Source organism: Pseudoxanthomonas sacheonensis (genome assembly GCF_031455975.1).
Lineage (GTDB): Bacteria > Pseudomonadota > Gammaproteobacteria > Xanthomonadales > Xanthomonadaceae > Pseudoxanthomonas_A > Pseudoxanthomonas_A sacheonensis_A.
In genome coordinates, this window is record NZ_JAVDTT010000003.1 from 125,451 (window position 1) to 145,229 (window position 19,779).

Genomic DNA, 19,779 nt, shown 5'->3' on the forward strand with positions numbered 1-19,779 from the left:
GGGCGGCCGCAAGGGCCGTCAGGAAGAATAACGGCGCATTATCGCACGGCAGCCGCCCCGCCCGCCGGCTACGGACCGGAGGAGCGGGGCCTGCGGATCAGGTTCAGCCTGCTCCGCCCACGGTGATCGCGAGGAACTGACTGCCGCCGCCCGGCGATGGGTCGCGCGCCAGCAGCATGACCACATCGCCTTTCTTGGCTCCGGCCGTGGCGCGGGCGAACTCGGCCGCGCTTCCCACCGGGGTCCGGCCCACCTGCAGGATGATCAGACCGGGACGAAGACGCGGATCGTCCATCGCCAGCTGACGGCTGACCCCGGCAACGCGCACTCCCTCGCCCGGCTTGAGGCCCAGTCGCTGCCGGGTCGGAGCGTCGAGGTTGGCTACCTGCACTCCGAGCTGGTCCGAGGCCGGCGTAGCTGGCGCGTCCGCATTGTCGGCATCGTCGTCGCTGCGTGCCGCCAGAGCGCCGGTATCGAGCTCCGACAGAGTTACCGTGAAGTCGCGGGGCTTGCCGTTGCGGATGACGGTGATGGTGGCCTTGCTACCGGCCGGCAGCGGACCCACCAGCGGCGGGAGCTCTTCTCGGCTGTTGATCTTCTGCCCGTTGAAGGCGGTGATGACATCGCCCGGTTCGATGCCAGCCTTCGCCGCGCCGCTTCCTTCCTGCACACCGGCCACCAACGCACCTCGCGTATCGGGCAGATTCAGGCCTTTCGCTTCCGCATCGGTGATTTCAGCCTGCATGTTCACGCCCAGCATCGACCGGCTTACCTTGCCGGTTTTCTTCAGCTGTTCGGCGGCGCTGACCGCCAGATCGATCGGTATCGCGAAACTGATGCCCATGTAGCCGCCGGATGCGGAAAAGATTTGCGAGTTGATGCCCACCACCTCACCTCGCGTATTCAGAAGCGGACCGCCGGAATTTCCTTGGTTGATGGCGACGTCGGTCTGGATGAACTGCACGTACTGTTGATTGGCGAAAGGATTCATGCGGCTGGTCGCGCTAACTACGCCGGCGGTCACCGAATGGTCCAGCCCGAACGGGGAACCGATCGCGACTACCCACTGACCGGGCTTGAGCGTGTTGGAATCCCCCAGCCGCAAGGAAGGAAGGCCCGAGGCTTCGATCTTCAGCAAAGCGACGTCATAGGCTTCGTCGCTACCAACGACCTTGGCTTTGAACGAGCGGCGATCGGAAAGCTTCACCGTAACTTCGTCGGCACCATCCACTACATGGTGATTGGTGAGCACATAACCATCCGGCGAAATGATGAAGCCGCTGCCCATCGACGTACCGCGGCGCTGCGGCTGTTGCGGTCCCTGTGGTCCAGGCATGCCCGGACCGAAGAAACGGCGGAAGATTTCCGGAATGTCTTCCTCGTCCGGCGTCTGTTGCTCGTTCGCGACCTGACGCGTGCCGACCTTGGCTTCGATGTTCACCACGCCCGGACCCACCTGCTCCACCAGCTGGGTGAAATCCGGAAGTCCGGTAACGATCTGCGGCGCGCCGCTCTGGGCGATGGAGCTGACCGCGGCGGGCGCGACGCCCTTCGGCGCGGCGGACGGTTGTTGGGCGCAAGCCGCCAGCGGAGTGGTGAGGATCAACAGGCCGAACAGGCTATTACGGACACTGGAATTCATCGAACGCATGCCTCGATAGGTATTGGTGGTGGGTGGCAAATCGTAGGTCGGCAGTCACTTCGCTCGCGCTTGCCGTCGACTCGGTGGCCGACAACCCGCTTCAGCGATCGCGCGGCGCAGTGGGTTCGGGCGCGATGACTGGTGGATTGACTGGCAAGCGAGGCTCGAAGGGATAGAACGTCTGCGCGGCGCGGTCGGTCGAGTAGTCGGCATTGAACGCGCCACTGCCGGACGAATATTGCGGCAGCACCGCACGCGGCCACGGACGGGCAGTCGGAGTGTTGATCTGCACGTTCGAGAAAGAATCGCGGGGATCGTTGGCGCCAGTGCTGGCCGGCGCCTTGGCCAGCGCATTGATCACGGGAACCGAAGCCGCGGCCACCGCGCGCTCCGGCGCATTGCGCACCGCAGCGGCGTTGCGAGCGGCTTGCTGACTGCGGGTGGCGCTGCGTCGCGCCTCGTTCTGGCGGCGGGGAACGCTGGCCACCGCGACACTGGCTGCGGTGACGGTAGCCGCTGTCTGCAGCGCAGGGTCGGGCGAAGCAGCGGACGGCGGTGCAATGGTCGGGGACTGATTGGCTACCGTGGGCGCCGTCTGCGAAGGAGCTTCATCGGGAACCTGCTGGCGCACCATGAACAGCGCGATGGCCGCTACCGACGCCGCCAGCGCACCGCCGCCCCAGCGGGCGAGATTGCTACGGGTTCGTGGCGAGTTGGAGTTCGCTGCGGAACGCATGGGCTCGGCCGCTATGGCCAAGGCGATGCGCTCGGCGAAACCGGCGGGGGCCGGTGCCTGCGCTTGCCCGCGCAGCGCATCGCCGCACAACTGCCAGCGCTCCCAGCAGCCGGTCAATTCGGTGTCGTGTTCCATGCGGCGCAGCAGGAAGCGCGCCTGATCGGGCGGCAGGTCGCCGTCCATCAGCGCGGACAGCTGTTGGAAATAATGGTTGTCGATTTTGTCGGTAGTCATGTGCGGGCACGCTCCCGGGTGGCGCTTTCGGAATCGACCAGAGGCCGAAGTTCGACATCGATGGCTTCGCGGGCGCGGAAGATGCGCGAGCGCACCGTGCCGATGGGGCAATCCATTTTCTGCGCGATTTCCTCGTAACTCAGTCCTTCCACTTCGCGCAAGGTGATGGCGGTACGCAGTTCTTCCGGCAAGGCGTCCACCGCCTTCATTACCGTGCGCTCCAGCTCCTGGCGCATCAGTTCCCGCTCCGGCGTATCGGTGTCGCGCAAACGGCTGCCTGTGTCGTACTGCTCGGCATCGCTGGCGTCGACGTCATCGGTCGGCGGGCGGCGGTTGTGGGCGACGAGATGGTTCTTGGCTGTATTCACTGCGATCCGATGTAACCACGTATAGAACTGCGCATCGCCGCGGAAATTCCCGATTGCGCGGTAGGCGCGCATGAAGGTGTCCTGGGCGACGTCCTGGCACTCGCTCCAATCGTGGATGTAGCGTCCGATCAAGGCGACTATCCGATGTTGGTATTTGCGCACCAGCAGATCGAACGCCGCACTGTCGCCACGCTGGACACGCCTGACTAGCTCGAGGTCCAACTCCTGTGGTGGAGTGCTTTCCTTATCTGTTTGTGTATCCACATCGGCCATGCCGGGCCGCACTCCTGTCGGCTCGGCTGATGACCGAGCACTGTGACCGCTATTGCGGAAAAAAGTTCAGAAGCCGACTTAAACGGCTTCCTTATCAAGGATTTAACCTTAAACGCCAAGTTCATGCCCATGCCGCCGGTCATGTCCCTTTCTATCAGTGGGGATTTGACGTGGGTTAAACAACCTCGGGATGATAGTCGTCTTACCCATACGCGAACGGATGGTTTGATCATGGCAGCAAGCTTCGATGGGCTCCGATTCAGTCACTGGCAGACGGAGTCGCGCGAGGACGGCATCGTGGTGCTCAGCCTTGATCGTCAGGGTGCGCCGGTCAATGCGCTGTCGCAGGACGTGCTGATCGAACTGGGCGACCTGATCGAACGCATCGCCATCGATCCACCGAAGGGTGTGGTGATCCGTTCGGCCAAGCCGGCTGGCTTCATCGCGGGCGCGGACCTGAAGGAATTCCAGGAGTTCGACCGCAAGGGCATCGTCAACGACGCGATCCGTCGCGGCCAGGCCGTGTTCCAGAAGCTGGCGGAATTGCCCTGCCCCACCGTCTCGGCCATCCACGGCCATTGCATGGGCGGCGGCACCGAAATTTCGCTGGCTTGCCGTTACCGGGTGGCTTCCAGCGACCCTTCCACCCGCATCGGCTTGCCGGAAGTGATGCTGGGCATCTTCCCCGGCTGGGGCGGCAGCGCGCGTCTTCCGCGACTCATCGGCGCGCCAGCGGCGATGGATCTGATGCTCACGGGGCGTACGGTGTCGGCACCGGCGGCCCGCGCAATGGGTCTGGTCGACAAAGTGGTGGACCCCGCGCTGCTGCTGGACGCCGCGGTCGCGCTGGCGCAGAAGGGAACGCAGCGCCCGTTCAAGCAGCGTTTCCTCGGTTGGATCACCAATACCTGGCTGGCGCGGCAGGTTCTGGCGCCGCAGATGGCCAAGCAGGTGGCGCGCAAAGCGCGCAAGGAGCACTACCCCGCCCCCTATACGCTGATCGACACCTGGAAACGCAGTGGCGGCAGCGGCATCCAGGCGCGCCTGGATGCGGAACGTCGCGGCGTGGTCAAGCTGGCGAGTACGCCGACCGCCCGCAACCTGGTGCGGATCTTCTTCCTGCAGGAACGCCTCAAGGGCCAAGGCGGCAAGGATCATGGGATCAAGCGCGTGCATGTGGTCGGTGCAGGCGTGATGGGCGGCGACATCGCAGCCTGGTCTGCCTACAAGGGCTTCGAGGTCACCCTGCAGGACCGCGAACAACGCTTCATCGATGGCGCACTGACCCGTGCGACGGAACTGTTCAAGCGCGTGAAGGACGACGCCAAGCGACCGGAAGTGGCGGCGCGGCTGAAAAGCGATCTGACCGGCGCGGGGGTGGCGGATGCGGATCTGGTGATCGAGGCGATCATCGAAAATCCGGAAGCCAAACGCGAGCTGTACCAGACCATCGAACCGCAGCTGCAAGCCGACGCCTTGCTGACCACCAACACCTCGTCCATTCCGCTGACCGAGTTGCGCGAACATATCCAGCGCCCCGCGCAATTCGCAGGCCTGCACTACTTCAATCCAGTCGCGCAGATGCCGCTGGTGGAAATCATCCGCCACGACGGCATGGCTCTCGAAACCGAGAAACGCCTGGCCGCTTTCTGCAAAGCGATCGATAAGCTGGCCGTGCCGGTGGCCGGCACCCCAGGCTTCTTGGTCAACCGCGTGTTGTTCCCTTATATGCTGGAAGCGGTGACCGCTTATTCCGAGGGCATTCCGGGACCGGTGATCGACAAAGCCGCGGTGAAGTTCGGCATGCCGATGGGACCGATCGAACTGATCGATACGGTGGGGCTGGACGTGGCTTCCGGTGTCGGCAAGGAGCTGGCTCCTTTCCTGGGCCTGCCGATTCCCGCCGCACTGTCCGCACCGCCTGAGGCGGGCAAGCGCGGCAAGAAGGACGGTCAGGGTCTCTACAAGTGGGAAAACGGCAAGGCGGTGAAACCGGAAGTGGCGAAGGACTATCAAATGCCTTCCGACCTGGAGGACCGTCTGCTGCTGCCGTTGCTCAATGAAGCCGTCGCCTGCCTGCACGACGGCGTGGTCAGCGATTCCGACCTGCTGGACGCGGGTGTGATCTTCGGCACCGGCTTCGCGCCGTTCCGCGGCGGCCCCATCGAATACATCAAGGCCACCGGGGCGGATTCGCTGATCGAGAAACTCAAGGTGCTGCAGGGCCGCTATGGCGATCGCTTCGCGCCGCGACCGGGCTGGGATTCGCCAACGCTGCGCGGCCCCACCGTCTGATTGGGCGAGCGTCGGTTGCGGCGCTCTGCTTTTATAATTTCCATCCCACTAGACGGATCCATTGCATGTTCAATCTCAGCGCCCCGACCACGGGCATGTTCTTCCTTTCCCTTTTGCTTGGCGGCCTCGGCGTAGCGGCCCGGATGGGCTATATCCCGGCGCTGGCTGGATACGCGTTCTGGATTCTGTGCGCGGGACTGGTGACGCTGTTGCTGGGAAACCTGTTCAAGGGGCTCTAGCGCGCTGTCAAATGCGTCTAGGTAGGTCGGCCCTACGCGGCCGACATGCGATTGGCTTCAATTTCCTCGCGTCGGGGACGTAACCCCGACCTACCGGCTACGAAAAAGCCCGACAATGCCGGGCTTTTTTTATCGAAGCGAACAGACCCTACATCGTGTGGGTGGGTTTGTCCGCGTTGAGCGTGCCGGCCAACAACGTCTCGATCTTGCCCTTTATCGCTTCGCCTTCGTTGGTATCGGCGAACTGCACGCCGATGCCGGCGGTGCGGGCGCCCTGCGCGCCTACCGGGGTCACCCAGATCACCTTGCCCGCGACCGGCAGGCGTTCGCTGGAATCGGGTAGCGTCAGCAACAGGAAGACTTCGTCGCCCAGGAAGTAGCGCTTCGGTGTGGGCACGAAGATGCCGCCGTTCTTCACGTACGGGATATAAGCGTTGTAGAGCTGCGCCTTGTCTTTGACCGCGAGCGAAAGAATGCCCTGCCGTCCACCGCCTGCCACTGCATTCATTCCCGTTCTCCTTTGGCGACCCTGGCGCGGTCCGTACCGCGCCAAGCCAAGAGCAAATCCACCAACGCAAGGTCGCCACGAACGGTCGTACGCAACAGGTCGCGGGTGCGGTTGGCGGCATCGAACCACGTCGCCAGCTTGTGCAATCGGGCCGGATCGGTCAAGCCGGCCTCCCCGGCCTGCGCCAGCACCAGGTCGGCGGCATGGCTCAGACGCAGACTGGCATGCTCATCGGAGGACCAGCGCTGGGCGGTTTCGATCACCGCTATCTCGCCGCGCTCGAGCTTGTCCAGATCGCTCGCCACGGCCTTGCGCAGAGTCAGGCCGCCTTCGCGCAGCCAGCCGTCCGCCAGGCCGGGATGGCCCCGCGCAGCTTCGAGCGCCTCTTTCGCGTCCTTGCTGGAATGTCCTTGGGCGCCCAGCCAGGCCAGCGCCTCTTCATGCGGCGGCAACTTGAATTCCAGCCGTTGGCAACGGCTACGGATAGTCGCCGGCAGGCGCGCGGGCTGGGCGCTGATCAGCCACAGGTAGCGACCTTCGGCAGGTTCTTCCAGCGTCTTCAGCAACGCGTTGCAGGCGGCGCGGTTGATCGCATCAGCCGGATCCACGATCGCCACCTGCGCCACGCCGTACTGCGGCGTCAACGAAAGCTTCTGCGACAGTTCGCGCATCTGGTCGATCACGATTTCCGTGCGCAGCTTGCTGCCGTCCTTGGTCAGGCCGAAGGACACCAGGTGCAGATCGGGGTGGGTGCCCGCGGAGATCAGCTGCGCGCTGCGCGTCTGCGTCGCGGCGTCGCGACCGCCCAGCACATGTTGGGCCAGGCGATCCGCTACCGCGCGCTTGCCCAGGCCCTCAGGCCCGCAGATCAGCAATCCGTGGCCAAGGCGACCGGCTTCCAACGCGGTCACGGCATGGTCGTAGGCCCGCTGTTGCCAAGGAGAAAACGAAGCGCTCATGCCGCGTTTTCCAGCCATCGCACGACCGCAGCGGAAACCGCCGCGCCCACTTGAACCGGCGACTGGCTGGCATCGATCACGCGGAACCTTTCGGGCTCGGCCGAGGCGCGCTTGCGGAACCCTTCGCGCACGCGCTCGAAGAAATCGTCCTGTTCGCTTTCGATGCGATCGGGCCACAGATCGCGGCCGTTGGCGCGGGCGCGGCCTTCCCGCACATCCAGATCCAGCAGCAGGGTCAGGCCGGGCTTGAGCCTGACTACCTTGCGCTCCAGCTCTTCCACCAACGCACGATCCAGGCCGCGGCCGTCCGCCTGGTAGGCATAGCTGGAATCGGTGAAACGATCACTGACCACGAACGCGCCGCGCTGCAGCGCCGGGCGTATCACTTCGCGTACGTGCTGGGCGCGCGAGGCGAACATCAGCAGCAGTTCCGTTTCCGGTGCCAGCGTTTCTTCCTGCGGGCTCAACAGCAACTCGCGGATGCGCTCGGCCAGCGGCGTGCCGCCCGGCTCGCGGGTCAGCACCACTTCATGCCCGCGCGACTGCAACAAGTCGCGGATCGCGATGAGGGCGCTGGTCTTGCCGGCGCCTTCGCCGCCTTCCAGGCTGATCAGACGCGGATGTTTCAGCAGGGCTTCGGTCATTGCAGCGGCTCTTCTTCCGGCAGCGGCGGACGACGCAACTGTTGCAGATATCGGGCGACGGCGGCGTTGTGCTCGCCCAGCGTGGCCGTGAAGATGTGGCTGCCGCTGCCATTGCCCAGGGCGACGAAGAACAGCGCGTCGCCCGGCGCCGGATTGACCGCCGCGCGCAACGCATCCAGGCCCGGCATGGCGATCGGCGTGGGAGTCAGGCCAGTACGGGTATAGGTGTTGTAGGGCGTATCGGTGAGCAGATCGCGGCGGCGGATGTTGCCGTCGTAACCGCTGCCGATGCCGTAGATCACGGTGGGGTCGGTCTGCAACTTCATGCCGAGCTTGAGCCGGCGCGCGAACACGCCGGCGATCTGCGGACGCTCGGAGGCCAGTCCGGTTTCCTTCTCGATGATCGAGGCCAGGATCAGCGCCTCCTCAGGCGACTTGAGCGGCAATTCGCTGGCGCGCGTCTTCCACACTTCCGCCAGTGCCTTCTCCATGGCTTCATAAGCGCGCTTGAGCACGTCCACGTCGCTATCGCCGCGCGAATAAACGTAGGTCTCCGGCAGAAAACGGCCTTCGGGGTGCTGGCCAGGATGGCCCAGGAGTTTCATCAGCGCAGCGTCGTCTAGCTGATTGGTCTCATGCAGCAGCGGGGTGGCCGCGTTGATCGCCGCACGCAACTGGCGGATGTTCCAGCCCTCCACGATGGTGATGCGGTAGTTGATGACTTTGCCGTCGCGCATGTTGAGCAACAGGTCGCGCGGGGTGATGCCGGGGTCCAGCGCGTACTCGCCCACCTTCAGGCTGCTGGCCACCTGCAGGCGCCGCGCCAGGACGCGCCATTCCAGGTCGCTACCCTGTTCCACGCCGGCCGCGCGCAGCTTGCGCAGGACGCTTGGGAATGAATCGCCGGAAGCGACCACCACACTGTCGCCCGCCTGCAATCCGGCGATGGACTGGTCGCTGAAGCCGGTATATCGCTGCCATAGCCAGGCACCGCAGGCGGCGGCGATGGCCAACAGCAGGAAAAGGACGATAAGAACGAAGCGGCAGCCGCGCTTGGATCCTGGGGACACGGTTTCCCTCGATTCTGGTGTACGTGCTGCAGGATACCTTGCCTGCCGCCTGATGTAGGAGCGCCCCATGGCGCGAGCTCTCCGGATGGGCACCGAAAGCCGGCACCGATGGGCGTTGCTACATGCCCAAGGCCTTCAGCACACCGCGGGCCTTGGCGCGGGTCTCGTCCAGCTCGCGCTCGGGAACCGAATCGGCGACGATGCCCGCCCCCGTGCGGAATACGACATCGGCGCCGCCGGATGCGGAGGAGAATATCTCCGCGCTTCGGATCAGGATATTCAGATCCAGGTCGCCGTCGCGATTCAACCAGCCGAACGCACCGGTATAAGCGCCACGCGCCTCGCCTTCCAGTTCAGCGATGATCTGCATGCAGCGCACCTTGGGACAGCCTGTGATGGTGCCGCCCGGGAAGGTGGCGCGGATGACATCGCCCGGCGTCGTTTCGCGGCGCAGCCGTCCACGCACGTTGCTGACGATGTGGTGCACGTGGGCGTAGCTTTCCACCGTCATCAGTTCATCTACCTGCACGCTGCCGGGTTCGCAGACGCGGCCAAGGTCGTTGCGCTCCAGGTCGATCAGCATCACGTGCTCGGCACGCTCCTTCGGGTGCCCGACCAGTTCGCGGATGCGCTCGGCATCGTCATCGCCTTCGAAGCGTGGCCGCGTGCCGGCGATGGGCCTGGTTTCGACCACGTCGCCGCGGATCGAGACCAGACGTTCCGGCGATGAACTGGCCACCGCCCAGTCGCCTGCTGTGAACAATCCGGCGAAGGGGGCGGGATTAGCCGTGCGCAGGCGCGCATAGAGCGCCGCCGGATCGAGCGCTTGTTCGAAGCGTGCGCGCCAGGCCCGCGACAAGTTGACTTGGAAGATGTCGCCAGCGGCAAGATATTGCAGGATGCGCTGCACGCCCTCCAAGAAACGTTGCGGCTCGTCCTCTACGGTCTCCGATGGGCCGTGCCACGCGGGCAACGCAGGCTGGAGTCGGGAGGCGGAGACATCATCGGCAATGAGATCCAGCAGCGCCGTCGCACCGGTTTCTGCCAGGGCCGCGCATTCGCCGCTGGCGCGATCGCGGAGAACCGCGGCGGGGCAACGCAGCGCCAGCGCGACCGGAACTGCGGCGGCGCCTTTCGGAAGCGCCAGTACCGGCTCGACCTGCCCGGCCAGCTCGTAATTCAGCAACAAAGCCCAACCGCCGCGAAACGGCCAGCGCGGCTCTTCGCGCGGAATGCGGCTGGCTTGCCAGTCGTTGTCGAGCGCAGCGAGGAAGTCGCCTTCGACCTGCTGTCCGTCGAGCGTACTGGTCCGTCCCTGCGCGTCGAGCCGCAGACCACTGCCAGCAGTGGCCAGCAGCAGATCCCAGCGTCCCTGCGCGGTGCCCGAAGCGACCGACTCGAGCAGCATCGGATAGCGCGAAGGCGCTTGTCGATGCAGGGCGAGCAGATCGGTGTCGGGAGGCAGTGCGCGGGATTCGATCACATTTCGCTCGTCATTCCCGCGAAGGCGGGAAGCCAGTGACTTTCGCTCTCAAAGCATGACAGCAACAGCCAAGTCGCTGGGTTCCCGCCTTCGCGGGAATGACGAGCAATAATCAAATCCGCTTGAACACCAGCGTGCCGTTGGTACCGCCGAAGCCGAAGCCGTTCGACATCGCCACATCGATCTTCTTCTCGCGCGCCACATTGGGCACGTAATCCAGATCGCAGCCCTCGCCCGGGTTTTCCAGATTGATGGTCGGCGGAATCACGCCGCGGTCGATCGCCAGCACCGAGAAGATCGCTTCCACGCCGCCAGCGGCGCCGAGCAGATGGCCGGTCATCGATTTGGTGGAGCTGACCATGGTCTTGTAGGCGTGGTCGCCGAATGCGCGCTTCATCGCCAGCGTCTCGGCCAGATCGCCCAACGGCGTGGAGGTGCCGTGTGCGTTAAGGTACTCGACCTGGTCGGGATTGATCTTGGCGTCTTTCATCGCCATCGCCATGCAGCGCGCCGGGCCTTCACCGTTCTCGCTGGGAGCGGTCATGTGGAAGGCATCGGAGCTGGCGCCGAAGCCGGCCAGTTCGCAGTAAATGCGCGCGCCGCGCGCCTTGGCGTGTTCGTATTCCTCGATGACCAGGATGCCGGCGCCGTCGCCGAGAACGAAACCATCGCGGTCCCGGTCCCACGGACGCGAAGCCGCCGCGGGATCGTCGTTGCGTGTGGACATGGCCTTCATGGAGCAGAACCCGCCCACGGAAGTAGGCGAGGAACCGCGCTCCGCGCCGCCGGCGATCATGACGTCGGCATCGCCGTACTGGATCATGCGCATGGCCATGCCGATGGAATGGTTGGAAGTGGCGCAAGCGGACACCGCCGAGAAGCTCGGCCCTTTGATGCCCTTCATGATGCTGAGCTGGCCCGGCAGCATGTTGATGATGGTGCTGGGGATGTAGAACGGCGAAATCTTGCGCGGACCGCCTTCGATGTATTTGGCGGTCTGCTCCTCGATGCCGAGGATTCCGCCGATGCCGGCGCCGATGATCGCGCCGATACGCTCGGCGTTTTCCTCGGTGACCTCCAGGCCGGAATCTTCCATCGCCATCAGCGACGCGGCGATGCCGTAATGGATGAACGCATCCATCTTCTTCACGTCCTTGGGCGACATGTAGAGGGTCGGATCGAAATTGCGGATCTCACCGGCGATGCGCGTGGTGAACAGCGATGCATCGAAGGAAGTGATCGGGCCCAGGCCCGACCTGCTGTTGACGATGGCGTCCCAGCTGCTGGCCAGATCGTTGCCCAAGGGCGAAATCATGCCCATACCCGTGACTACTACGCGACGCTGGCTCATACGGTTCCTCTGACCTTTTTCCTGCACCCTACGCTGGCGCACTGTGGCGCCACAAATGCGCGGGGCCGCATGCGCGGCCCCGGCACGACTCATCGATACTTCGAACTCACGCCTTGACGTGGGCCTTGACGTAGTCGATGGCCTGCTGCACCGAGGTGATCTTCTCGGCGTCTTCATCCGGGATTTCGCACTCGAACTCTTCTTCCAGCGCCATCACCAGCTCGACGGTGTCGAGCGAATCGGCGCCGAGGTCATCGACGAACGATGCGCTGGTGGTGACTTCTTCTTCTTTAACGCCAAGCTGTTCTACGACGATCTTCTTGACGCGTTCTTCGATGCTGCTCATTGGTTTTGGCTCCAGACGGAGTTGAGTGAACGGGGAGTAGTTTAGTGGAAACCGGCGATCCGGTGCAGACCCCCGCAATCGCCATTTAATCAAACACTTACGCGGCAAATGTGCTACGGCATATACATGCCGCCGTTCACATGCAGGGTTTCGCCGGTGATGTAGCTGGCCGACGGCCCGGCCAGGAAGGCGACCGCGCGCGCGATATCGGCAGGTTCGCCCAGACGGCCGAGTGCGATCTGGTCGATCAGCCCGGTCTTGGCCTCCTCGGGCATGGCCCGGGTCATATCGGTGTCGATGAAACCCGGCGCGACCACGTTGACGGTAACGCCGCGGCTGCCGATTTCCTTGGCCAGCGATTTGGAGAACGCGATGATGCCGGCCTTGGCCGCCGCGTAGTTGGCCTGCCCGGCGTTGCCGGTCACGCCGATCACCGAGGCGATGTTGATGATGCGGCCCTTGCGCGCCTTCATCATGCCGCGCATGACCGCCTTGGACGTGCGGTAAACGCTGGAAAGATTGGTATCCAGGATCGCCTGCCAGTCCTCTTCCTTCATCCGCATCAGCAGGTTGTCGCGGGTGATGCCGGCGTTGTTGACCAGGATGGAAACAGCGCCGAATTCCTTGCCGATGGCGTCGATCAGCGCTTCCACCGCAGCCGCATCGGTGACATCCAATGCGCGGCCGTGTCCGCCCTGCGCGGCCAGGCGCTCGGCGATCGCCTGGGCTCCCGATTCGGAAGTCGCGGTACCGATCACCGTCGCGCCCTGCGCGGCGAGTTCGTCTGCGATAGCCGCGCCGATGCCGCGGCTGGCGCCGGTGACCAGGACGATTTCGCCCTTCAATGTTTGTGCGTCGCTCATGCCTGCTTCCATTCTTCCAATGCGGACTGAAAATCGCCGGGCGTGGCCAGCGATCTTGATTCGAGTGATTTGTCGATACGTTTGATCAGGCCGGTCAACACCTTGCCCGGCCCGCATTCGGCGAAGCGTGCGGCGCCCTTCGCCGCCAATGCCAGGGTGCAGTCGGTCCAGCGCACCGGCAGATAGAGCTGGCGCACCAGCGCATCGCGGATGTCGTCGATACCGTCATGCACCTGCGCATCCACATTCTGCACGACAGGCAACGCGGGCGCGTGCCAGGCCATGCCGCGCATGGCCTCGGCCAAACGATTGGCGGCCTCGCGCATCAGCGGCGTATGCGACGGCACGCTGACCGCCAGCTTGACCACTTTGCGCACGCCGCGTTCGTTCAACAGCGCGATCGCGCGATCGACCGCATCGGCATCGCCGCCGATCACGATCTGCCCGGGCGAGTTGTAGTTGGCGGGCACCACGACCTGGCTGCCCGAAGCCTGCGCACAGACTTCGGCGACAAGATCGTCGTTGGCGCCGAGCACGGCGGCCATGGCGCCGACGCCGGCGGGCGCGGCATCCTGCATCAGCTGTCCGCGCAGACGCACCAAATGCGCGCCGTCGTGCAGCGAAAGCGCGCCGGCCGCGACCAGCGCCGAATATTCGCCAAGGCTGTGGCCGGCAAGCAATGCCGGAACCGCCCCACCCTGCTGTTGCCAGGCGCGCCATACCGCCACGCCGGCCGCAAGCAGCGCGGGTTGGGTGTATTCGGTGCGGTTGAGCATTTCCTCCGGACCGCTCTGCGACAACGCCCACAGATCCACACCGGCGCCATCGGAGGCTTCGACGAAGGTTTCACGAACGATGGAATGCATTTCCGCGAGTTCGGCCAGCATCGCCAACGATTGCGATCCCTGCCCCGGGAATACGAAGGCCAGCGTGGGGTCTGCCTGAAGTCGTGGAGTCACTGGTCAATCCCGTTGAGTTCGGCGTGAATGATAAAGGCGAACGGTCCACATCGTCTGTACCGGTGCGTATCGTCGGCCTGCGAATATTCCACGGATTGGCGGGAATTCGTCACGGCGCGATTACTTCGCCTCTGCTGCCATCGCTCCACAGCAAGATCTGGGAGAGGACGCGAAATGATCAGAAAACTGGCTACCGGCGAGTTCCGCCTGTATTCGCGCAAGAAGGATCCGGACACCGGCAAGCGCCGCAATCTAGGCACATTCAAAACGCGCGCGGCGGCGGAAAAGCACGAGCGCGAGGTGCAGTTCTTCAAACGCCAAGGTTGAATCTGGGGCGCGAATAGCGCGAATAATCAGTAGCGCAGCAGCGCCGAGCCCCAGGTGAAGCCGCCGCCGAAGGCTTCCAGCAACAGCAGCTGGCCGCGCTGCACGCGACCCGAACGCACCGCTTCGTCCAGCGCCAGAGGCACCGATCCGGAAGAAGTGTTGCCGTGCCGGTCGACAGTGACGACAACGCGATCCATCGGCATTTCCAGACGCTTGGCCGTGGCTTCGATGATGCGCAGGTTGGCCTGGTGCGGGATCAGCCAGTCCAGGTCGTGCTTGTTCAGACCGTTGGCCTCGAGGGTTTCGTCGACCACGCTGTCCAGCGCCTTGACCGCGTACTTGAAGACGTCGTTGCCCTTCATGTTGATGCGGGCGCCGCAGTTCGGCTCGTCGGTCTTGAAGCCGACCGAAACGCCGACCGGATTCCACAGCAGTTCCTTTTTGGCTCCGTCGGCATGCAGATGGGTGCTGAGGATGCCGGTCTCGCTGTCGGCCTTGAGCACCACGGCGCCGGCGCCGTCGCCGAACAGCACGCAGGTGGTGCGCTCGGTCCAGTCGACGATACGGCTGAGGGTTTCGGTACCGATGACCAGCGCGGTCTTGACGTCGCCGGAGCGAATGAACTTGTCGGCCACGCTGAGCGCATAGACGAAACCGGAACAGGCCGCGTTGACGTCCATCGCCGCGCAGCCACTGGCGCCCAGGCGGGCCTGAATCAGGCAGGCGGTGGAGGGGAAGATCAGGTCGGGCGTGGTGGTGCCGACCACGATCATGTCGATCTCGGACGCGTCCACGCCCGCGGCTTCCAGCGCGCGAACCGCGGCGTGATAGCCCAGATCGCCCGAGGTTTCGCCTTCCGCGGCGATATGGCGCTCGCGGATGCCGGTACGGCTGCGTATCCATTCGTCGCTGGTATCGACCGTTTTGGCCAGGTCGTCGTTGGTCAGCAGTTTCTCGGGCAGATAACTGCCTGTACCGGCGATACGGGCATACACGCGCCCGTTCGAATCACGCTCGCTCATGCCCGCTCCTGCTGGTGGCCCATGCCGGGCCGGGACCTCTGATTCGCACCGATTTCAACCATCGCGCGCCGGGAGGGCGCGCGGCAGGATCAATCTTCGTCGGAAACGGCGTCGGCCTTGGTCGCGATGACCTTCTTGCCGCGGTAGTAGCCGTCAGCGGTGACATGGTGACGGATATGGGTCTCGCCGCTGGTCGGATCGGTGGCCAGCTGCTTGGCGGTCAGGCTGTCGTGCGAACGACGCTGGCCACGACGGGACGGGGTGACGCGGGATTTCTGCACTGCCATGGTATTGCTCCGAACTGATTCGCTGTATTGCGTATTTGTTGATGTTGCCGACCGCCCTGCGGGAGGTCAGTTTTTCTTCAGTGAACCCAGCGCCGCGAACGGGCTGGCCTTCGCCAATTCTTCTTCCGGAATGGGCCATTCGCGATCCACCGCGTCGGATTCCGGATTCATCGGCACCGCGGGAACGGCCAGCACCAATTCGTCCTCCACCAGATCCAGCAGCCGCAGCGTGCCGTCTTCCGGCACCAGCAGCGCTTCGTAATCCGGCGGCAATGCCGCTTCGTCGGCTTCGTCCCGGATCAACCCCAGACGCTGCACAATGTGTACCGGAAGCAGGAACCGCTGCAGGCTGCGCTGGCATTCCAGCGGCAACGCCGTATCGATCCGCAACTCCGCGTAAGCCACCTTGAGCAAGGGGTCGCTGTCGAACTGCAAGACGAAATCGACTTCGCCTTCGGTATCGAACAGCAGGTCCCGCACGCGCGCCAATGAAGACAGCGGCACCCGACCTTCGAAACTCCGCCTGGCCGCAACCATGCGCCAAACATCCAACATCTCGGGCACGTTCACGGACATAAGCCGCTGAATATTAAGGATGCCGGGCCGAGCTGTCAAACCCGGAAACGCAACCACGATCAGGTTTGCCGGTCCTGACGGGCGCCGGCAGAATGCCCGCCCCCCACTGTGAATGCACCCATGCCGCTGATCCTGGCCTCGACCTCCCGCTATCGCCGTGAACTGCTGGAACGGCTGCGGCTGCCCTTCCATATCGCCCGGCCCGACGTGGACGAAGCCCCCTTGCCCGGGGAAGCCCCGCCAGCGCTGGCCCGGCGGCTTGCCTGGGCCAAGGCGAAGGCCATTACCGATCAGCATCCCGATGCCTGGATCATCGGCTCCGACCAGGTGGCCGCGCTGGACACGCAACCACTGGGAAAGCCCGGAACCCGTGAAAACGCCCTCGCCCAGCTCGGCGCGATGTCCGGGCGGGAGATCGCCTTCCATACCGCGATTTGCCTGCTGCGGGGAGATGAGCCGGCGCTGGAGGCCGTGGATACCACTCGCGTACGCTTCCGCGACCTACGGGCCGACGAGATCGAGCGCTATGTCGATGCCGAGCAACCGTTCGACTGCGCCGGCAGCTTCAAGAGCGAAGGCCTAGGCATTGCGCTGTTCGAGCATATCGAGTCGAAAGACCCTACGGCTCTGGTCGGCCTGCCCCTGATCGCACTCTCCAGAATGCTGCGCGACGCCGGGTTTGAGTTGCCCTGACGGTTCTTGTCCTGACTCTGACCGTTATTCCGCCAGATCCAGGGGCTGCTCCGACCAGTCCTCCACACTGCCGTCCCGTCCGTGCAATCGCAACCCCAGCCAGTGCCGGCCGGGCTTGGCCGCAGTCAGGTCGACAGCGGCGCTGAAGCCGACCGCCGGATGATACGGATCGGTAGAGATTTTCCAGTACGCGGCGGTTCCGCCACTGGGAAGCCCGTAACGCGCCTTGGCCACCGGCTTGCCGTCCAGCAGGATCTCCACCCCCTTCAGGCCCACGCCATCCTTGAACGCCCAGCCTGCGACTTGGAATTTTCTCCCGGTCGAGGCCTTGCTCTCAGGCGTATCGATCCAGGCGAAGGCAGGAAGCGTGCAAGGCCCTTTGCTTTTTTCTGCGGGCAAGGCGAACAGCAGGAAGCGCTGGTGACCATGGTCCACGTTGACCACGCGCGGCGGCGGCAACGGACCTACTTTTTTGCATAGCTGGTGGTAGTACTCCAGCAACGATTTGTATTGCACATCGCCGCTTCCCACCACCAGCAGGGCGGGTGCGTTGCGGCTGCCGTCGCTTTCCAGCTTCCATAACCTCAGTTGCGGCGCGCGCCCATGCTTCTGGTTGAGCGGGTGATCGAGCACGGCGATGCGTGCGTTGTCGAGTGCGAATCCCAGCTCGGCGCCGGACTTGAAGTTGTCGGCGAGTAGGGTGGTCCCGGGCGCCAGCCTGGCCTGCTCTTCGCGTACGGCGGCCGTCAGCTCTTCCCAGCCTGCGAAGTTCGCCGGATAGAACTTTTCCGCTGCGAACTGCTCGCGCCACTGCGGCGTGGACAGTACCAGGTAATACCCCAGCACCATCAGCAGTCCGGCTCCACTCAAGACCCAGGTCGCGATACGCAAACCACGCGGCCATTCGCGCAGCAACGCGGGCACCGCTATCAGCAGCGGTAGATAGCCCGGCAAGGGCCAGTGGAAACTGACCCGTTCCACATCGGCGAAAAAGCCCAGCAGGAAGAAACCCAGGGTGGAAACACCGCCCAACAACCCGAAGTAGCGCCATTGCGCCGGCATTCCATCGCCTGTCCGGAACGAGCGTACGAATACCTGGATCAAGGCGAAGAACAGCAACGGCGTGACCAGCCCCGCCTGCACCACCAGGAACCACCATCCGGTGGACTGGAACGCCCAGGGATGGCGGTCGACCAGCTGGAAGCGCAGGCCGGCGTCGGCGTTTTCCAGGTTCCATGCCACCAACGGCGCCCACGCCGCGATGCCCAGCGCTAGCGCTACCCAGACACGCGGATCGCGCAGTACGCGCCTGCCCTGCGGCAACAACGCCAACGCGATCATGCCCACACCGATCACGCCGATGAAACGGTAATGGCTCAAGGCGCCGATGGTCAGGCCCAGCGCGAGTTCGGCGGCGGAGGCGGCGTCGATCTCGCGCAGCAGACGGGCGCCGGCATCCAGGCAGAGCACGGTGGCGAAAGCCATCGGCACGTCCGGCAATGCCAGGATGCCCAGGCTGCCCGCCAAAGGCATCAGTACGACCAGACTTCCCGCACGCCAACCGACCGCTTCGCCGAACCAGCGGCTCGCGATATGGGTGATCAGCCAAGGCAGCAGAGCCGCCAGCAACAGGAACGGTGCACGCAGGGCGAGCACGTGCTGGCCGCCGATCTCCGTTCCCAGCCGGGTCATCCACGCGGTCAGCCCAGGAAGATCGGAGTAGGCGGCCGCGAAATGCTGGCCTTCCTGCCAGTAGAACGCCTCATCCACGAACAGCGGCAAGCGCGCGGCGATCAAAAGCTTGATCGCGGTCACCACTGTCCACAGCAACAGGAAGGTACGTTGCGCGCGCTTCACGTCCTGCATGTCACATCCTGCATTCTTTCGTCCTGCATATGCCGTTAGACTTCCTTGAAAGGAACTCGGGAAAACGATGCTCGCTAAACCACCCGCGCGACCACCCGCACGCGAAATGCTACCCGATGCGCTGCATGCGGCCCTGAAGTCCGCCCAACAGCAAGTCAATTCGTTGGTGTTGGGCAAGTCCCAAGAAGTCCGCCTGGCGTTCGTGGCGTTGCTTTCCGGGGGCCATATCCTGATCGAGGATCTCCCCGGTCTGGGCAAGACTACCTTGGCCCATGCGCTGGCCGCGACGCTGGGACTCGGTTTCCAGCGCGTGCAGTTCACTTCGGATCTGTTGCCGGCCGATGTCTTGGGCGTGTCGGTCTACGACGCGCAGTCGCGGCAGTTCCAGTTCCATCCCGGTCCGGTGTTCACCCATGTGCTGCTGGCGGACGAAATCAATCGCGCGCCGCCACGAACGCAGAGCGCCTTGCTGGAAGCCATGGCCGAGCACCAAGTCACCCTGGATGGCATGACCCGGCCTCTACCGGATCCCTTCTTCGTCATCGCCACCCAGAACCCGGTGGACTTGTCGGGCACTTATCCGCTGCCGGATTCGCAGCTGGACCGCTTTCTGCTGAGGCTGACCCTGGGTTATCCGAATGCGGAATCGGAGCGCGCGCTGCTGGCGGGAAGCGATCGCCGCGAATTGATCGCGCAAACCGAACCGCTGTTGTCCAGCAGCGATGTGTTGGCATTGCGTACCGCGGTCAACGAGGTGCATGCGAGCGGCGCGCTGGTGGATTACGTACAGGCATTGATGGCCCGCAGCCGCCAGCATCCGGGCGTGCGCGTGGGCCTGTCGCCACGCGCCGGTATCGCGTTATTGCGGGCTGCGCGCGCGTACGCGCTGCTGCTGGGGCGGCACCACGTGTTGCCGGAAGATGTGCAGGCGCTGTTTTCGGCGGTGGCCGCGCACCGCCTGGTTGCGGAAGCGGAGGCTTCGTCCACCCAGGCGTTGGCCAAATCCATCCTGCATGCGGTGGCCGTGGACTGAGCGCC

The 19,779-nt window shown here is 64.4% G+C and carries 21 protein-coding genes; 5 read left to right on the forward strand and 16 right to left on the reverse strand.

Annotation, left to right across the window (positions count from 1 at the left end; translation table 11 throughout):
* Positions 1-103: 103 nt before the first annotated feature.
* The 3 genes from J2W94_RS12635 to rpoE all read right to left on the reverse strand — a co-directional run bounded on the left by J2W94_RS12635 (position 104) and on the right by rpoE (position 3,253).
* Positions 104-1,642, reverse strand: a complete 1,539-nt coding sequence (locus J2W94_RS12635; protein WP_310093945.1) for a Do family serine endopeptidase — start codon at positions 1,640-1,642, stop codon at positions 104-106.
* Between the two features lie 100 nt (positions 1,643-1,742).
* Positions 1,743-2,612, reverse strand: coding sequence for an RseA family anti-sigma factor (locus tag J2W94_RS12640; protein WP_310093947.1), 870 nt, complete (start codon positions 2,610-2,612; stop codon positions 1,743-1,745).
* A complete protein-coding gene (gene rpoE / locus J2W94_RS12645; RefSeq protein WP_310093950.1) occupies positions 2,609-3,253 on the reverse strand; it encodes an RNA polymerase sigma factor RpoE in 645 nt (214 codons plus the stop codon). Before rpoE ends, J2W94_RS12640 begins: the two co-directional genes overlap by 4 nt.
* A gap of 231 nt (positions 3,254-3,484) precedes the next feature.
* Between rpoE and J2W94_RS12650 the strand changes: the two genes are divergently transcribed.
* Both J2W94_RS12650 and J2W94_RS12655 read left to right on the forward strand, forming a co-directional pair.
* Entirely contained in the window at positions 3,485-5,548 is a 2,064-nt protein-coding gene (locus J2W94_RS12650; protein WP_310093953.1) for a 3-hydroxyacyl-CoA dehydrogenase NAD-binding domain-containing protein, read from the forward strand.
* A gap of 65 nt (positions 5,549-5,613) precedes the next feature.
* Positions 5,614-5,787 (forward strand): hypothetical protein, encoded by a 174-nt coding sequence (locus J2W94_RS12655; RefSeq protein WP_310093957.1) that lies wholly within the window; start codon positions 5,614-5,616, stop codon positions 5,785-5,787.
* 148 nt (positions 5,788-5,935) lie between these two features.
* Here the strand turns inward: J2W94_RS12655 and J2W94_RS12660 are convergent, their stop codons facing one another.
* From J2W94_RS12660 to fabD, 9 genes are all read right to left on the reverse strand, one after another.
* Positions 5,936-6,295 carry a PilZ domain-containing protein gene (locus tag J2W94_RS12660; RefSeq protein ID WP_310093959.1) on the reverse strand — a complete coding sequence of 120 codons (360 nt, stop codon included), beginning with the start codon at positions 6,293-6,295 and terminating at the stop codon, positions 5,936-5,938.
* The gene (locus J2W94_RS12665) at positions 6,292-7,254 is read right to left on the reverse strand and encodes a DNA polymerase III subunit delta' (protein WP_310093963.1); all 963 of its coding nucleotides are present in this window, start codon (positions 7,252-7,254) and stop codon (positions 6,292-6,294) included. The genes J2W94_RS12660 and J2W94_RS12665 overlap by 4 nt, the downstream gene beginning before the upstream one ends.
* Entirely contained in the window at positions 7,251-7,898 is a 648-nt protein-coding gene (gene tmk / locus J2W94_RS12670) for a dTMP kinase (RefSeq protein WP_310093965.1), read from the reverse strand. Before tmk ends, J2W94_RS12665 begins: the two co-directional genes overlap by 4 nt.
* Positions 7,895-8,968: an endolytic transglycosylase MltG gene (gene mltG / locus J2W94_RS12675; RefSeq protein WP_310093967.1), complete on the reverse strand. Its 1,074-nt coding sequence runs from the start codon at positions 8,966-8,968 to the stop codon at positions 7,895-7,897. Before mltG ends, tmk begins: the two co-directional genes overlap by 4 nt.
* 118 nt (positions 8,969-9,086) lie before the next feature.
* Entirely contained in the window at positions 9,087-10,451 is a 1,365-nt protein-coding gene (locus J2W94_RS12680) for an aminodeoxychorismate synthase component I (RefSeq protein WP_310093971.1), read from the reverse strand.
* 112 nt (positions 10,452-10,563) lie between these two features.
* Positions 10,564-11,802, reverse strand: coding sequence for a beta-ketoacyl-ACP synthase II (gene fabF / locus J2W94_RS12685; RefSeq protein WP_310093973.1), 1,239 nt, complete (start codon positions 11,800-11,802; stop codon positions 10,564-10,566).
* Between the two features lie 106 nt (positions 11,803-11,908).
* Positions 11,909-12,148 (reverse strand): acyl carrier protein, encoded by a 240-nt coding sequence (acpP, locus tag J2W94_RS12690; protein ID WP_093279723.1) that lies wholly within the window; start codon positions 12,146-12,148, stop codon positions 11,909-11,911.
* A gap of 113 nt (positions 12,149-12,261) precedes the next feature.
* Positions 12,262-13,011 (reverse strand): 3-oxoacyl-ACP reductase FabG, encoded by a 750-nt coding sequence (gene fabG, locus J2W94_RS12695; protein WP_310093976.1) that lies wholly within the window; start codon positions 13,009-13,011, stop codon positions 12,262-12,264.
* Positions 13,008-13,970 carry an ACP S-malonyltransferase gene (gene fabD, locus J2W94_RS12700; RefSeq protein ID WP_310093978.1) on the reverse strand — a complete coding sequence of 321 codons (963 nt, stop codon included), beginning with the start codon at positions 13,968-13,970 and terminating at the stop codon, positions 13,008-13,010. Before fabD ends, fabG begins: the two co-directional genes overlap by 4 nt.
* 174 nt (positions 13,971-14,144) lie before the next feature.
* Between fabD and J2W94_RS12705 the strand changes: the two genes are divergently transcribed.
* A complete protein-coding gene (locus J2W94_RS12705; protein ID WP_310093981.1) occupies positions 14,145-14,297 on the forward strand; it encodes a hypothetical protein in 153 nt (50 codons plus the stop codon).
* Positions 14,298-14,323: 26 nt separating this feature from the next.
* Here J2W94_RS12705 and J2W94_RS12710 read toward each other — a convergent pair whose 3' ends face one another.
* From J2W94_RS12710 to J2W94_RS12720, 3 genes are all read right to left on the reverse strand, one after another.
* On the reverse strand, positions 14,324-15,319 hold the full coding sequence (locus J2W94_RS12710) for a beta-ketoacyl-ACP synthase III (protein WP_310093983.1): 996 nt from the start codon (positions 15,317-15,319) through the stop codon (positions 14,324-14,326).
* An 89-nt stretch (positions 15,320-15,408) separates the two neighbouring features.
* Entirely contained in the window at positions 15,409-15,606 is a 198-nt protein-coding gene (gene rpmF / locus J2W94_RS12715) for a 50S ribosomal protein L32 (protein ID WP_162312529.1), read from the reverse strand.
* Positions 15,607-15,672: 66 nt separating this feature from the next.
* The gene (locus J2W94_RS12720; RefSeq protein WP_310093986.1) at positions 15,673-16,182 is read right to left on the reverse strand and encodes a YceD family protein; all 510 of its coding nucleotides are present in this window, start codon (positions 16,180-16,182) and stop codon (positions 15,673-15,675) included.
* A gap of 120 nt (positions 16,183-16,302) precedes the next feature.
* Here J2W94_RS12720 and J2W94_RS12725 point away from each other — a divergent pair, with 120 nt between their 5' ends.
* Positions 16,303-16,875: a Maf family protein gene (locus J2W94_RS12725; protein ID WP_310093989.1), complete on the forward strand. Its 573-nt coding sequence runs from the start codon at positions 16,303-16,305 to the stop codon at positions 16,873-16,875.
* A 24-nt stretch (positions 16,876-16,899) separates the two neighbouring features.
* On the opposite strand, the gene J2W94_RS12730 is transcribed toward J2W94_RS12725, so the two are convergent.
* Complete coding sequence (locus J2W94_RS12730) at positions 16,900-18,741, reverse strand: ArnT family glycosyltransferase (RefSeq protein WP_310093993.1); 1,842 nt, start codon at positions 18,739-18,741, stop codon at positions 16,900-16,902.
* Positions 18,742-18,808: 67 nt separating this feature from the next.
* Between J2W94_RS12730 and J2W94_RS12735 the strand changes: the two genes are divergently transcribed.
* Positions 18,809-19,774 (forward strand): AAA family ATPase, encoded by a 966-nt coding sequence (locus J2W94_RS12735; RefSeq protein WP_430540606.1) that lies wholly within the window; start codon positions 18,809-18,811, stop codon positions 19,772-19,774.
* Positions 19,775-19,779: the final 5 nt, after the last annotated feature.

Coding starts and splice junctions, on each gene's coding strand:
- J2W94_RS12635 (WP_310093945.1), bottom strand. CDS start 1,642: ATGAATTCCAGTGTCCGTAATAGCCTGTTCGGCCTGTTGATCCTCACC.
- J2W94_RS12640 (WP_310093947.1), bottom strand. CDS start 2,612: ATGACTACCGACAAAATCGACAACCATTATTTCCAACAGCTGTCCGCG.
- rpoE (WP_310093950.1), bottom strand. CDS start 3,253: ATGGCCGATGTGGATACACAAACAGATAAGGAAAGCACTCCACCACAG.
- J2W94_RS12650 (WP_310093953.1), top strand. CDS start 3,485: ATGGCAGCAAGCTTCGATGGGCTCCGATTCAGTCACTGGCAGACGGAG.
- J2W94_RS12655 (WP_310093957.1), top strand. CDS start 5,614: ATGTTCAATCTCAGCGCCCCGACCACGGGCATGTTCTTCCTTTCCCTT.
- J2W94_RS12660 (WP_310093959.1), bottom strand. CDS start 6,295: ATGAATGCAGTGGCAGGCGGTGGACGGCAGGGCATTCTTTCGCTCGCG.
- J2W94_RS12665 (WP_310093963.1), bottom strand. CDS start 7,254: ATGAGCGCTTCGTTTTCTCCTTGGCAACAGCGGGCCTACGACCATGCC.
- tmk (WP_310093965.1), bottom strand. CDS start 7,898: ATGACCGAAGCCCTGCTGAAACATCCGCGTCTGATCAGCCTGGAAGGC.
- fabF (WP_310093973.1), bottom strand. CDS start 11,802: ATGAGCCAGCGTCGCGTAGTAGTCACGGGTATGGGCATGATTTCGCCC.
- acpP (WP_093279723.1), bottom strand. CDS start 12,148: ATGAGCAGCATCGAAGAACGCGTCAAGAAGATCGTCGTAGAACAGCTT.
- fabG (WP_310093976.1), bottom strand. CDS start 13,011: ATGAGCGACGCACAAACATTGAAGGGCGAAATCGTCCTGGTCACCGGC.
- J2W94_RS12705 (WP_310093981.1), top strand. CDS start 14,145: ATGATCAGAAAACTGGCTACCGGCGAGTTCCGCCTGTATTCGCGCAAG.
- J2W94_RS12710 (WP_310093983.1), bottom strand. CDS start 15,319: ATGAGCGAGCGTGATTCGAACGGGCGCGTGTATGCCCGTATCGCCGGT.
- rpmF (WP_162312529.1), bottom strand. CDS start 15,606: ATGGCAGTGCAGAAATCCCGCGTCACCCCGTCCCGTCGTGGCCAGCGT.
- J2W94_RS12720 (WP_310093986.1), bottom strand. CDS start 16,182: ATGTCCGTGAACGTGCCCGAGATGTTGGATGTTTGGCGCATGGTTGCG.
- J2W94_RS12725 (WP_310093989.1), top strand. CDS start 16,303: ATGCCGCTGATCCTGGCCTCGACCTCCCGCTATCGCCGTGAACTGCTG.
- J2W94_RS12730 (WP_310093993.1), bottom strand. CDS start 18,741: ATGCAGGACGTGAAGCGCGCGCAACGTACCTTCCTGTTGCTGTGGACA.
- J2W94_RS12735 (WP_430540606.1), top strand. CDS start 18,809: ATGCTCGCTAAACCACCCGCGCGACCACCCGCACGCGAAATGCTACCC.